Consider the following 11,966-nt stretch of genomic DNA (forward strand, 5'->3'; position numbering starts at 1 on the left):
CGGTCGTGAGAGCCTCTGTGCGAGGCGTGATGGCGATCGCGGCTTCCGCGTTCGTCGTCGCGAGCGCCGCTGCCGCCGACCTGCAGCCGACACCGCACATGCACGGCGCGGCGGCTGCCATGCCTGCACGCCCCGAACTGGGAACGAGCGCGGCCTTCGCCCCCGACGGCGCACTGTACGCGGTCACGAAGGAGGGCCGGCACGTGCTGCTGCATCGTAGTGCGGACGATGGCCGCAGCTGGGAAGCCCCCGTCGTCGTGAACGCCGAGCCGGAGCAGATCTCGGCCGACGGTGAAAATCGTCCCAAGCTGGCCTTCGATGCCGACGGCGCGGCGCTGGTGTCCTGGACCCGTCCGCTGGCGAAGCGCTTCACCGGCGAGATCCGCTTCGCCCGTGCTAGTGACAGGCGCCAGTTCACGGCGCCCGTCACCGTGCATCGTGACCGCCAGGAGATCACCCACCGCTTCGAGTCGCTTGCCGTGACCGGGGCCGGCAAGGTCGTGCTGGCATGGATCGACAAACGCGACCTCGAGCTCGCGCAGGCGGCGAATCGCGATTACCGCGGTGCGGCGATCTACGCAGCGGTGTCGGACGATGGCGGACGCAGTTTTCGGGCCGAGCAGAAGATCGCCGATCATTCGTGCGAATGCTGCCGCATCGCGATCGCCGGCGACACGGATGGGCTGCCGCTGCTGATGTGGCGCCACGTCTTCGAACCCAACGAGCGCGATCATGCTCTGGTCAAGCTGGGCGCGGACGGGGTGCCCGGACAGGACGTGCGCGCCACCTTCGACCGCTGGCGTATCGACGCCTGCCCGCACCACGGCCCCTCGCTGACCGTCACCCCCGATGGCACGCGTCATGCGGTGTGGTTCAATGAAAAGGACGGCGAAGGGCGCGTCTTTTACGGACGCCTGAACGATGGCCGGGTGGAAGGGCAGCGCGCCCTTGGCGGGGAACAGGCGGCACATGCGGACATCGCGAACGCGGGGCAGCGCGTGGGGATCGTCTGGAAGGAGTTTGACGGCGAACGCACGCGGCTTCAGGCCGAAATATCGGCAGACGGCGGCACAAGCTTCAGCACGCGTACACTCGCGGCGACCGGCGGCGCGTCGGATCAGCCGCGCGTGATCCGGCGCGGGGAGCGCCTGTTCGCCTTCTGGCGCACGGAGAAGGAAGGCATGCAGGGGCACTGGCTCGAATGAAACCACTGAAGCTCATCGTCACGACTCTGGCCTGCTGCGTCGCTGCCACCGTCGGCGCGACCGAATTCCGGACACTGGACCGGGCGGCGGCGGCGCAGCTCGTCAATCCGTCGAGCTACACGGTGCCGACGATCGTCGCACTGTGGTCCTCGGAATGCGTCCACTGCAAAAAGAACCTGAAACTGTTTGCCGAGATGGCCAAGGCCGACCGGCGGTTCAAGCTGGTCACCGTGGCAGTGGAGCCGCATTTCGCAGGATTGGCCGAACCGCTCGACCATCTCGCCGTGCCGGGGCAACGATTCGCGTACGGGCCGGAGTCGCCCGAAGCCCTCGGGTATGCGCTCGATCCGAAGTGGCGCGGCGAGTTGCCGAGAACGATCTTTTTCGACGGGAAGGGCGGCAAGACCGCGCTGTCGGGAGTGGTTGCCGAGGCGACCGTGCGCAGTTCGCTCGGCCTGCAATCGAACCCCTGAGGCGTCGGGCAGCAAAAAGGGCGGCCGAAGCCGCCCTGTGCCCGTCGCAGGCCATGCTGCCCTCGCCGGCAGCCGGCCCCGACTTACATTCCCTGGTAGATCGGCCCTTCGCCGCCCTGCGGCACCACCCAGTTGATGTTCTGCGTCGGGTCCTTGATGTCGCAGGTCTTGCAGTGCACGCAGTTCTGCGCGTTGATCTGCAGGCGCGGATTCTGCCCCGACTCGTCGCGCACGATCTCGTACACGCCGGCCGGGCAGTAGCGCTGCTCAGGGGCGTCGTACTTCGCGAGGTTCACCGCGATCGGCACCGAGGCATCCTTCAGCTGCAGGTGGCAGGGCTGGTCTTCCTCGTGGTTGGTGTTCGACAGGAACACCGAGGAGAGGCGGTCAAAGGTCAGCACGCCGTCGGGCTTCGGGTAGTCGATCTTCGGGCACTCGGACGCGAGCTTGAGCTTGTCGTGGTCGGAGCTGTTGTGCAGCGTCCACGGCGCCTTGCCCTGGAAGAGTTTCTGGTCGATGCCGAAGAGCAGCGAGCCCATCCACAGGCCCCTCTTCATGTAGGGCTTGAAGTTGCGCGTCTTGTGCAACTCGTCGAACAGCCAGCTCGAACGGAAGGCTTCGGGGAAGGCGGCGAGTTCGTCGCGGCTCCGTTCGGCCGTGACGGCCTCGAAGGCGGCCTCGGCGGCGAGCGCGCCACTCTTGATCGCGGCGTGGCTGCCCTTGATGCGCGCGGCGTTGAGGAAGCCCGCGTCGTCACCGATCAGCGCGCCGCCCGGGAACACCAGCTTGGGCTGACTCTGCAGGCCGCCCGCGGCGATCGCACGCGCGCCGTAAGCCAGGCGCTTGCCGCCTTCGAGATACTTGCGGATTTCAGGATGCGTCTTGTAGCGCTGGAATTCCTCGAACGGCGACAGATGCGGGTTGGTGTAGTTGAGGCCGACCACGTAGCCGATCGCAACGAGGTTGTCCTCGAGGTGATAGACGAAACCGCCGCCGTAGGTGTCGGCGGGCAGGGGCCAGCCGGTGGTGTGCACGACCACGCCCGGCTCATGACGTTCGGCGGGCACTTCCCACAGTTCCTTCAGGCCGATGCCGTAGGTCTGAGGATCGACGCCGTCCCGCAGCTTGAACTTCTCTTCGAGCAGCTTGCCGAGGTGGCCGCGACAGCCTTCGGCGAAGAGCGTGTATTTGGCGTGCAGCTCCATGCCCGGCTGGTAGGCGGGGCCTTGCTCGCCTTCGCGCGTCACGCCCATGTCGCCGGTGGCCACGCCCTTCACGGCGCCCGTCTCGTCATACAGGATCTCGGCGCCGGCGAAACCCGGATAGACCTCGACGCCCAGCGCCTCGGCCTGCTCGCCGAGCCACTTGGCGACGTTGCCCAGGCGCACGATGTAGTTGCCGTGGTTCAGGAAACAGTCCGGCAGCAGGCCGGTGGGTACCTTGCGGCCACCCGTCTGGTTGAGGAAGATCACGCGGTCTTCGGTGACTTCGGTGGTCACCGGCGCGCCCTGTTCCTTCCAGTCGGGGATCAGTTCGTTCAGCGCGCGCGGATCCATCACTGCGCCGGAGAGGATGTGCGCGCCGATCTCGGCGGCCTTCTCGATCAGGCACACCGCCAGTTCCGTGCCTTTCTCGTTCGCCAGTTGCTTGAGCCTGATCGCCGCCGCGAGCCCCGCAGGTCCGCCGCCGACGATCAGGACGTCGAATTCCATCGATTCGCGTTCCATTCAGTTCTCCATTTGAATACGCTTATATTTGTCTTGTGCATCGCGGGAATGCAGTTTAATACATGCACGCCATGCGAGCGCATGCCAATAGCGACATCAGTGCATATCTAACATACGGTACCGTATGTTAGAGTGCCTTGTCGAGCCAAACCTGAGGAATCGTTTGAATGGAACAGGAACGCAAGTTGGTCCATACCGCCCGCATCCCGGTGCGATGGGGCGACATGGACTACTACGGGCACGTCAACAACACCGTGTATTTCCGGTATTGCGAACAGGCCCGCGTGGAATGGATCGAGCAGCTCGGTTTCGGGGTCGATCCGAATTGCGGCGCGGGGCCGGTGGTGATCAACGCGAGCTGTACTTTCCTGTTGCCGGTGAACTACCCGGCGACCGTGATCGTTAAGATGTACGCGGGACAGCCCGGCCGGAGCAGCGCGATGACTTGGTACGAACTTTTCGTCGAGGGCGACGAGCGGCTCTATGCGGAAGGTGCGTCCAAGGTCGTCTGGATGGACATGGGCACCGGCAAATCGGTGCCCTTGCCGGATGGATTGCGTGCTTTGCTCTGATTCATCAACATCCGCCGGATCGGGTACAGTCCCGAGCTGCAATGACGTCTGTGCGCGATGTCGTATGTGCTCGGTCCGCCGACCGCCGATTGCCGGGCTAACAGTCCATCAGGAGACCCGACCATGCTCATGAACTGCGAGAAATCCGTCCTGCTGATCGTCGACGTGCAGGAGCGCCTCGCGCCGGCAATCGACGACGGCGAGGCTATCGTGCGCAACTGCGCCTGGCTTGCCGGCATTGCCGGGCGCATGAAGGTGCCGGTGGTCGTCACCGAGCACTTTCCGGGGAAGATCGGGAGCTCGGTCGTCGAGGTGAAGGCCGCTGCAGTTGAAGCAGGGGCACAGTTCGTCACCAAGGAGCATTTCTCGGCTGAGGCGGATGGATGCCTCAAGGGCACGGCCATCGACGACCGGCGGCAGGTCGTCGTGTGCGGCACGGAGGCCCATGTGTGCGTGCAGCAGACCGCGCTGGGACTGCGCTGGGCGGGCCACGACGTCTTCGTCGTGGCGGATGCTGCCGGGTCGCGGCGGTCGACCGATCGGGAGCTTGCCTTTGCGCGCATGCGCGGTCACGGGATCGAGATCGTGTCGCGTGAAATGGTCGCCTTCGAGTGGCTGCGCCGCGGCGGCACCGAACTTTTTCGCGAAGTGAACCGCGACTTCATCCGCTGACCCTTTACGGGAACAGCGGCTCGTCGTCCGGCGTACGCCATTGGCGCGGCGCGCTGCACCACGTATCCAGGTAGCGCGCGGCCTTGTCGTCCGGGCTCCATACGAGGCAGCGCGCAGGCACTTCGAACGCGTGGGCGACGATCCAGCCGTGCAGGCTGGTGCCGACGTAGGCGCGAGCTCCGGCGAGCACGGCGCAGATGTCGAATACGTGAGCCGATTCGACGATCGCGACCGGACGTTCTGCCCTGAGCCGATCCGCAAGGCGACGTAACGTATCGAGGTCGTCATGCCAGGGCGCCAGCCCGGCGCGGAACAGCACGACGCCGACATCGCGTGCTGCCGATGCGGCGAGCAGGGATCGTGCAAGGAGGTCGAGCGTCGCATCGTCGCCCCATTCCGCGGCCAGTTGAACTGCAATCCACGACCGCAGGCGGGCATGAAGTGCTGCGAGTTCGCCACGTTGTCCGCGCTGCCGGATCGTCCTGCCGAAAAGCGTCGGAGTTTCCGCTGCCGGATCTGGGCGGAGATCGGGGTCTAGTCCTGCTCGGCGAAGGGCGTCGAAGGTCGTTCGGTCGCGGACGCGGAGCGTGGTTGCGCCGTCTAGTGCCCGCAGAATCTCGTCACGTTCCGCGTCCGCGAGGGAATCGAATGCGACGCCGCCCACGGGGCGAAAGTGCGTGCGCCAGCGGGCGGGCAGTTCTTCCCGCGCGACGACATAGGGAATGCGGCGCGCAGTGCCGAGGACGGACTGCGCCCAGACCGTGCGCGCTTCCGGGTTGCGATCGTGCCGGGCCACGATGCGTGCCGCTTCCAACGGCGGCTGGAGCATCAAGGCAGCCTCCCAGGCGGTGGTCGTGAGCAGTTCGCCGCCAACGTGTACGAAGTCGGCGTCCTCGCCCCCGAAGGCAGCGATGGCGTCGGCCAGCGCGAGGGTGCGCAATCCGCCGAGGTCGCGCAGGTCGCGGGCGGCGAGTCCGGCGAAAGCGATCTCGCCGCGCGCGTCCGCCGCCGCACAGCGGGCGAGCAGCAAGTCGCCGAAGTTGTGGCGGTCGAAGGCCCCGAACAGGATCCGGCGCCGCCCATTCGTTGATGCCGCTTCGCGTTTCGTGCTCGTCATGGCATTCACGATCGCATCGTTTTCGGCCGGCGGGAAAGGGCAGGTGCCGCACATCGCTTCCGGCCCGTGGGGCTCTTCGGTTATCATCGCGCTTTCCCGCAGCAACGTTCCCATGACCAAATACGTCTTCGTTACCGGCGGTGTCGTGTCCTCTTTGGGCAAAGGCATTGCAGCGGCCTCGCTGGGGGCCATTCTCGAATCCCGCGGCATCAAGGTTACCCACCTCAAGCTGGATCCGTACATCAACGTCGATCCGGGCACGATGAGCCCGTTCCAGCACGGTGAAGTTTTCGTCACCGAGGACGGCGCCGAAACGGACCTCGATCTGGGTCACTACGAGCGCTTCACCAGCGCCCGCATGAGCAAGCGCAACAACTTCACCACCGGCCAGATCTACGAGTCGGTGATCAAGAAGGAGCGCCGCGGCGAATATCTCGGCAAGACGGTGCAGGTCATCCCGCACATCACCGACGAGATCAAGCAGTACATCAAGCGTGGCGCCGAAGGTGCCGACGTCGCGATCGTCGAGGTCGGGGGCACGGTCGGCGACATCGAGTCGCTGCCCTTCCTCGAGGCGATCCGCCAGATGGGCATCGAGGAAGGTCGCAACAGCACCTGCTTCATCCACCTGACGCTGGTTCCGTACATCCCGACCGCGGGCGAGCTGAAGACCAAGCCGACGCAGCATTCCGTGAAGGAGCTGCGCGAGATCGGCATCCAGCCCGACATCCTGCTGTGTCGTGCCGACCGTTCGATTCCCGCCGACGAGCGCCGCAAGATCGCCCTGTTCTGCAACGTGATGCCGGAAGCGGTCATCGAGTGCCTCGACGCGAACTCGATCTACAAGATCCCCGGGCAGCTGCACGACCAGATGCTCGACGAGATCGTCTGCCACAAGCTCAACATCCTTGCCCGCGCGGCGGACCTGAGCGTGTGGGAGAAGCTCGTCCACGCGCTCGAGAACCCGAAGCAGACAGCAGACATCGCCTTCGTGGGCAAGTACGTCGACCTCACCGAATCCTACAAGTCGCTCATCGAGGCGCTCAACCACGCCGGGATGCACACCGAGAGCAAGGTGAAGATCCACTACCTCGACTCCGAGGATATCGAGCGCGACGGTTGTGCGGCCCTCGAGAAGATGGATGCGATCCTGGTGCCGGGCGGCTTCGGTAAGCGCGGCACGGAAGGCAAGATCGCCGCGATCCGTTACGCCCGTGAGAACAAGGTGCCTTACCTGGGCATCTGCCTCGGCATGCAGCTCGCGGTGGTCGAGTTCGCCCGCGACGTTGCCGGCATGGCCGGCGCGCATTCGACCGAGTTCGAGCGCGACACGCAGTATCCGGTGATCGGCCTGATCACCGAATGGCAGGATCGCACCGGCAAGGTCGAAAAACGCAGCGAAAGCTCCGACCTCGGCGGCACGATGCGCCTGGGGGCGCAACTGTGCCACCTTGCGGACGGATCCTTGGCACGCGAGGTCTATGGCTCGGCCGACGTCGTCGAGCGCCATCGCCACCGCTACGAAGTGAACAACAAGCTGCTCTCGCAACTCGAAGAAAAGGGCCTGGTCGTCTCCGGCCGTGCGCCCGGAACCGACCTGTGCGAGATGATCGAACTGCCGGCCGACGTGCATCCGTGGTTCGTCGGCTGCCAGTTCCACCCGGAATTCACCTCCAACCCGCGCAAGGGGCATCCGCTCTTCACGGCCTACGTGAAGGCGGCGCTGGCGCGCAAGGCGGCCGCTGCGGCGGCCTGAGGGAGTCGCGATGAAACTCTGCGGATTCGAGGTCGGCCTCGACAAGCCCCTCTTCCTGATTGCCGGTCCATGCGTGATCGAGTCGCGTGACATGGCCTTCGAGACCGCCGGTGCGTTGAAGGAGATCTGTGCCGAGCTGGCGATCCCCTTCATCTACAAGTCGTCGTACGACAAGGCCAACCGCAGCTCCGGCAAGTCCTACCGCGGCACGGGCATGGAGAAGGGGCTAGAGATCCTCGCCGACGTGCGCAAGCAGCTCGGCGTGCCCGTGCTCACCGACGTGCACGCGATCGAGGAAATCCCGGCCGTGGCAGCAGTGGTCGACGTGCTGCAGACGCCGGCCTTCCTGTGCCGGCAGACCGATTTCATCCATGCGGTCGCAGCCAGCGGCAAGCCGGTGAACATCAAGAAGGGCCAGTTCCTCGCGCCGGGCGACATGAAGAACGTCGTCGACAAGGCGCGCGAAGCCAACGGCGGTGCGGACACCATCATGGTGTGCGAACGCGGTGCATCGTTCGGTTACAACAATCTCGTGTCGGACATGCGCAGCCTTGCGATCATGCGCGAAACCGGTTGCCCGGTCGTGTTTGATGCGACGCACTCGGTGCAGCTTCCGGGCGGGCAGGGCACGGCCTCGGGCGGGCAGCGCGAATTCGTGCCTGTGCTGGCTCGTGCTGCGGTGGCCGTGGGCGTGGCGGGACTGTTCATGGAGACTCATCCCGATCCGGCGAAGGCTCTGTCGGACGGCCCGAACGCCTGGCCCCTGCCGAAGATGAAGGCCCTGCTGGCGATGCTGAAGGATATCGACGGCCTGGTGAAGCGCCACGGTTTCATGGAACTGGCCGGCTGAAGCGGCTGCCGACGTTCCGATCAATCTATTTTTGACCCCCTGGAAGGACAGGAATATCCATGAGTGCAATCGTTGATGTCATTGCCCGCGAAATTCTGGATTCGCGCGGCAACCCGACCGTCGAAGCGGACGTTCTGCTCGAATCCGGTGTGATGGGCCGTGCGGCGGTGCCGTCGGGCGCCTCGACCGGTTCGCGCGAAGCGATCGAACTGCGTGACGGCGACGCCGCGCGCTATCTGGGCAAGGGCGTCCTGCGTGCGGTCGAGAACGTCAACACCGAGATCTCGGAATCGATCATCGGCCTCGATGCCGAGGAGCAGGCCTTCATCGACCGCAGCCTGATCGAGCTCGACGGCACCGAGAACAAGTCGCGCCTCGGCGCCAACGCGATGCTGGCCGTGTCGATGGCCGTCGCGAAGGCCGCGGCCGAAGAGGCCGGCCTGCCGCTCTACCGCTACTTCGGCGGTTCGGGCCCGATGGCGATGCCGGTGCCGATGATGAACGTCATCAATGGCGGCGCGCACGCGAACAACAGCCTGGACATCCAGGAATGCATGATCATGCCCGTCGGCGCGACCAGCTTCCGTGAAGCGCTGCGTTGCGGCGCCGAGATCTTCCATCACCTGAAGAAGCTCACCGACAAAAAGGGCTACCCGACGACCGTCGGCGACGAGGGTGGTTTCGCGCCGAACGTGGGCAGTACCGAAGAAGCGCTGAACATGATCCAGGACGCGATCTCGGCAGCAGGCTACGAGCCGGGCCGCGAAGTGGTGCTGGCGCTCGACTGCGCCGCGTCGGAGTTCTACAAGGACGGCAAATACGTCCTCGCGGGCGAGGGCTTGACGCTGAGCTCGGAAGGCTTTGCCGACTACCTCGCGACCCTGGCCGACCGCTTCCCGATCGTGTCGATCGAGGACGGCATGGCGGAGAACGACTGGGCCGGCTGGAAGACGCTCACCGACAAGCTCGGCCGCAAGATCCAGCTCGTCGGCGACGACCTGTTCGTGACCAACACGAAGATCCTGGAGCAGGGCATCGACCAGGGCATCGCCAACTCGATCCTCATCAAGATCAACCAGATCGGCACGCTGTCGGAAACCTTCGCTGCAGTCGAGATGGCCAAGCGCGCGGGCTACACCGCAGTGATCTCGCACCGTTCGGGCGAGACCGAGGACTCGACGATCGCCGACATCGCCGTGGGCCTCAACGCGATGCAGATCAAGACCGGTTCGCTGTCGCGTTCGGATCGCATCTCGAAGTACAACCAGCTGCTGCGCATCGAGGAAGATCTCGGCGATACCGTCAGCTATCCGGGCCGTCGCGCGTTCTACAACCTGCGCGTGCGCTAAGCGTTTCGTGTCTGGCGGCGTCCTGCGAGGGGCGTCCGCAATGACCTGATGCACAAGGCCGGCGATGAATTCGCCGGCCTTCTTTTGATTACGAGCAGATTTTCATCCTTATGCGCTGGCCTTTGGTCATCCTCGCCCTGCTGGTGGCACTCCTGCAGTATCCGCTCTGGCTGGGCAAGGGCGGCTGGCTGCGGGTGTGGGACGTGGACCGGCAGCTGCAGGAGCAGCGCGAGAAGAACCGCGAACTGGAACAGCGAAACGCCGGCCTGGAAGCCGAAGTGCGCGATCTGAAGTCGGGGAATGAGGCGATCGAGGAACGTGCACGCTTCGAGTTGGGGTTGACCAAGCCCGGCGAAGTTTTCGTTCATACCCCCCAGCAGAAGCCCTGAGGGCTGTCACCCGGGGTTGCAGGCGCCCGGCTGGGTTCAACTGTCCGTCTGGAGCGTCCTGGCGCCGTCGAATCTGGATCTGAAATAGGGACTGTCGAGCCGTTCGACGCGCACGCGTCCGCCGCTCGATGGTGCATGCACGAACCTGCCTTCCCCCATGTAGATGCCCATGTGGGAGTAGGGTCGGTTCATGGTGTTGAAAAACACGAGGTCACCCGGTTTGAGCACGGCAAGGCTGATCGGTCGCGTCCGGTCGGCGATCTGCGCGGCGTTGTGTGGCAGGCGGCGGCCGGAAATCTGCTCGACGATGTAGGAAACCATGCCGCTGCAGTCGAGGCCGGCATCGGGATTGCGGCCGCCGAAGCGGTAGCCGGTGTCGATCAGGCCCAGCGCGAAGATCACCATCTCGCGCGAATGCTGGGGGTCATCGAGGACGAAATAGTCGGCGCTCGGGCGTCCGGAAGGGGCGGTCGGTGCCGAGGAGGCGTCGGGCCGCGGGGCTGGCACGCTGCCGCAGGCTACGACCAGTACAGCGATCGCGGATGCCGTCAGGGCATGAAGCAGCTTGCGCACGACCATGGAGCTCCCCTGCACGTTATTCATAAACGATAGGGAAATTGTCTGCAGGTGTCCAGTGGAGCTGCAGTGTCCGGTGGGGCCGAACGTGCGGACGATCCTGTCCCGGCGTCAGAGTGAGGCCTTGCGGATGGCGCTGCAGGCCGAATTTTGGGGCAGGCCCGGTCTTTCGAGCACGGCCTGGTCCCCGCTGGCCGAGAGCACCGTATAGCCGTCGGAATACTTCTCCCCGCTGGCCGTCTTCTCGCCCGTGAGGGCGAAGATGCCGGCACCCGTGCGCAGGCGCACGTGGCCTTCGAAGTACTCGACCGTGAATTGCTCGCCACCGGGGCAGGTATAGCTGACGACCCGCGAACCGTCGCGGGTCCAGGCGGTGCCGGCGAGGGAGGCTGCGCCGATGAGAAGTGCGGAAAGGGCTGCCAGTTGGCGATGGAGGCGCATGAAGTGTCTTTCAGAAGCGTGCGGCGCGTGCGTGCCGCGTTAGTCCGTCAGTTCGATTGTTCCGCTCACGGTGACGACAATCTCCGTCTCTCCGGCTTCGACGGGCATTGGGGAGGCTTCGGCAGCGAAGGTCGCCGCCGCGCGCGCAACGGGGAAGGGGGGACGGGGGCTGCCGCCGTAAGCGACGGAGAGATGGCGAATCCGCCACGGCTTGCTTAGCGTGGCGGCGATGGCCCCGGCGCGCTCCTGGAAGGCGCGGATCGCGTCGGTGGCGGCGAGGTCCGCCGTGCTCTTGCGGGTTTCGGGTGAGGGCTGCAGGGTCAGGCCGGAAAGCGCGAGGGATCCCTGGAGCTTGCCGACCAGTTCGGTGAGGGCGGGGAGGTCGCGGCTTTCGAGCTGGATGTCGGAGCGCATGCGCCAGCTTTCGATGCGCCGGCCTTCCTTGCCATAGACCGGAAAGGTGGCAGTGCCGGCCGACTTCGCCTTCACCGTGGCATGGGCGCGCGCCTGTTCCAGCGCTGCGGCGATGACGGTGTTGACCTGACGTGCGAGCGCGCCGGGATTCCGGTCGTCTGCCTGGAAATAAAGTGTTGCGATGGCGAGGTCGTTCGGTGCCGCACGGCGGGCGTCGGCCGACAGGTCGACCGTGGTTGCTCCGCTGTCCGCCTTCTGTTCGGCCGCGTGGCTCCACGTGGAGACAAGCAGGGGTAGAAGCAGGATCAGCAGGCAGCGTTGCAGGGCCGTGTGTTTTTGCATATTCCGTTCGGCAGCGTCAAGGCGCGCAGTGTAGCGCGACGGCGCATGGCGGCAAGTGTTCGATGCGTAATTGTGTGTGATGC

Annotated in this window: 13 protein-coding genes; 8 read left to right on the forward strand and 5 right to left on the reverse strand. The window is 65.3% G+C overall.

Going from position 1 to position 11,966, the window contains the following annotated elements; all coding sequences use genetic code 11:
- Nucleotides 1-29: 29 nt before the first annotated feature.
- Both F464_RS0111915 and F464_RS0111920 read left to right on the forward strand, forming a co-directional pair.
- Complete coding sequence (locus F464_RS0111915) at nt 30-1,205, forward strand: sialidase family protein (protein WP_018990043.1); 1,176 nt, start codon at nt 30-32, stop codon at nt 1,203-1,205.
- Nucleotides 1,202-1,678, forward strand: a complete 477-nt coding sequence (locus tag F464_RS0111920; protein ID WP_018990044.1) for a TlpA family protein disulfide reductase — start codon at nt 1,202-1,204, stop codon at nt 1,676-1,678. Before F464_RS0111915 ends, F464_RS0111920 begins: the two co-directional genes overlap by 4 nt.
- Before the next feature lie 83 nt (nt 1,679-1,761).
- On the opposite strand, the gene F464_RS0111925 is transcribed toward F464_RS0111920, so the two are convergent.
- On the reverse strand, nt 1,762-3,405 hold the full coding sequence (locus F464_RS0111925; protein ID WP_018990045.1) for an electron transfer flavoprotein-ubiquinone oxidoreductase: 1,644 nt from the start codon (nt 3,403-3,405) through the stop codon (nt 1,762-1,764).
- Nucleotides 3,406-3,572: 167 nt separating this feature from the next.
- On the opposite strand from F464_RS0111925, the gene F464_RS0111930 reads away from it, so the two are divergent.
- Together F464_RS0111930 and F464_RS0111935 are read left to right on the forward strand one after the other, a co-directional pair.
- Nucleotides 3,573-3,977 carry an acyl-CoA thioesterase gene (locus F464_RS0111930; RefSeq protein WP_018990046.1) on the forward strand — a complete coding sequence of 135 codons (405 nt, stop codon included), beginning with the start codon at nt 3,573-3,575 and terminating at the stop codon, nt 3,975-3,977.
- Nucleotides 3,978-4,100: 123 nt separating this feature from the next.
- Complete coding sequence (locus F464_RS0111935) at nt 4,101-4,649, forward strand: isochorismatase family protein (RefSeq protein WP_018990047.1); 549 nt, start codon at nt 4,101-4,103, stop codon at nt 4,647-4,649.
- A gap of 4 nt (nt 4,650-4,653) precedes the next feature.
- Here the strand turns inward: F464_RS0111935 and F464_RS28365 are convergent, their stop codons facing one another.
- Nucleotides 4,654-5,853 (reverse strand): polysaccharide pyruvyl transferase family protein, encoded by a 1,200-nt coding sequence (locus F464_RS28365; protein ID WP_018990048.1) that lies wholly within the window; start codon nt 5,851-5,853, stop codon nt 4,654-4,656.
- A gap of 25 nt (nt 5,854-5,878) precedes the next feature.
- Between F464_RS28365 and F464_RS0111945 the strand changes: the two genes are divergently transcribed.
- The 4 genes from F464_RS0111945 to ftsB all read left to right on the forward strand — a co-directional run bounded on the left by F464_RS0111945 (nt 5,879) and on the right by ftsB (nt 10,110).
- Nucleotides 5,879-7,522, forward strand: coding sequence for a CTP synthase (locus F464_RS0111945; protein ID WP_018990049.1), 1,644 nt, complete (start codon nt 5,879-5,881; stop codon nt 7,520-7,522).
- Between the two features lie 10 nt (nt 7,523-7,532).
- Complete coding sequence (gene kdsA / locus F464_RS0111950) at nt 7,533-8,372, forward strand: 3-deoxy-8-phosphooctulonate synthase (protein ID WP_018990050.1); 840 nt, start codon at nt 7,533-7,535, stop codon at nt 8,370-8,372.
- Between the two features lie 59 nt (nt 8,373-8,431).
- A complete protein-coding gene (eno, locus tag F464_RS0111955) occupies nt 8,432-9,721 on the forward strand; it encodes a phosphopyruvate hydratase (protein WP_018990051.1) in 1,290 nt (429 codons plus the stop codon).
- A 110-nt stretch (nt 9,722-9,831) separates the two neighbouring features.
- Entirely contained in the window at nt 9,832-10,110 is a 279-nt protein-coding gene (gene ftsB, locus F464_RS0111960) for a cell division protein FtsB (protein WP_018990052.1), read from the forward strand.
- Between the two features lie 36 nt (nt 10,111-10,146).
- On the opposite strand, the gene F464_RS0111965 is transcribed toward ftsB, so the two are convergent.
- The 3 genes from F464_RS0111965 to F464_RS0111975 form a co-directional block, all read right to left on the reverse strand.
- Entirely contained in the window at nt 10,147-10,689 is a 543-nt protein-coding gene (locus F464_RS0111965; protein WP_018990053.1) for a C40 family peptidase, read from the reverse strand.
- 108 nt (nt 10,690-10,797) lie between these two features.
- Nucleotides 10,798-11,127 (reverse strand): MliC family protein, encoded by a 330-nt coding sequence (locus tag F464_RS0111970; RefSeq protein WP_018990054.1) that lies wholly within the window; start codon nt 11,125-11,127, stop codon nt 10,798-10,800.
- A gap of 39 nt (nt 11,128-11,166) precedes the next feature.
- Nucleotides 11,167-11,883, reverse strand: a complete 717-nt coding sequence (locus tag F464_RS0111975) for an SIMPL domain-containing protein (RefSeq protein ID WP_018990055.1) — start codon at nt 11,881-11,883, stop codon at nt 11,167-11,169.
- Nucleotides 11,884-11,966: the final 83 nt, after the last annotated feature.

It is taken from the genome of Aromatoleum toluclasticum ATCC 700605 (assembly GCF_000378245.1).
GTDB classification, from domain to species: Bacteria; Pseudomonadota; Gammaproteobacteria; order Burkholderiales; family Rhodocyclaceae; genus Aromatoleum; species Aromatoleum toluclasticum.

Coding starts and splice junctions, on each gene's coding strand:
- kdsA (WP_018990050.1), top strand. CDS start 7,533: ATGAAACTCTGCGGATTCGAGGTCGGCCTCGACAAGCCCCTCTTCCTG.
- F464_RS0111920 (WP_018990044.1), top strand. CDS start 1,202: ATGAAACCACTGAAGCTCATCGTCACGACTCTGGCCTGCTGCGTCGCT.
- F464_RS0111965 (WP_018990053.1), bottom strand. CDS start 10,689: ATGGTCGTGCGCAAGCTGCTTCATGCCCTGACGGCATCCGCGATCGCT.
- F464_RS0111915 (WP_018990043.1), top strand. CDS start 30: ATGGCGATCGCGGCTTCCGCGTTCGTCGTCGCGAGCGCCGCTGCCGCC.
- F464_RS0111925 (WP_018990045.1), bottom strand. CDS start 3,405: ATGGAACGCGAATCGATGGAATTCGACGTCCTGATCGTCGGCGGCGGA.
- F464_RS0111935 (WP_018990047.1), top strand. CDS start 4,101: ATGCTCATGAACTGCGAGAAATCCGTCCTGCTGATCGTCGACGTGCAG.
- F464_RS0111975 (WP_018990055.1), bottom strand. CDS start 11,883: ATGCAAAAACACACGGCCCTGCAACGCTGCCTGCTGATCCTGCTTCTA.
- F464_RS28365 (WP_018990048.1), bottom strand. CDS start 5,853: ATGATAACCGAAGAGCCCCACGGGCCGGAAGCGATGTGCGGCACCTGC.
- F464_RS0111930 (WP_018990046.1), top strand. CDS start 3,573: ATGGAACAGGAACGCAAGTTGGTCCATACCGCCCGCATCCCGGTGCGA.
- eno (WP_018990051.1), top strand. CDS start 8,432: ATGAGTGCAATCGTTGATGTCATTGCCCGCGAAATTCTGGATTCGCGC.
- F464_RS0111970 (WP_018990054.1), bottom strand. CDS start 11,127: ATGCGCCTCCATCGCCAACTGGCAGCCCTTTCCGCACTTCTCATCGGC.
- ftsB (WP_018990052.1), top strand. CDS start 9,832: ATGCGCTGGCCTTTGGTCATCCTCGCCCTGCTGGTGGCACTCCTGCAG.
- F464_RS0111945 (WP_018990049.1), top strand. CDS start 5,879: ATGACCAAATACGTCTTCGTTACCGGCGGTGTCGTGTCCTCTTTGGGC.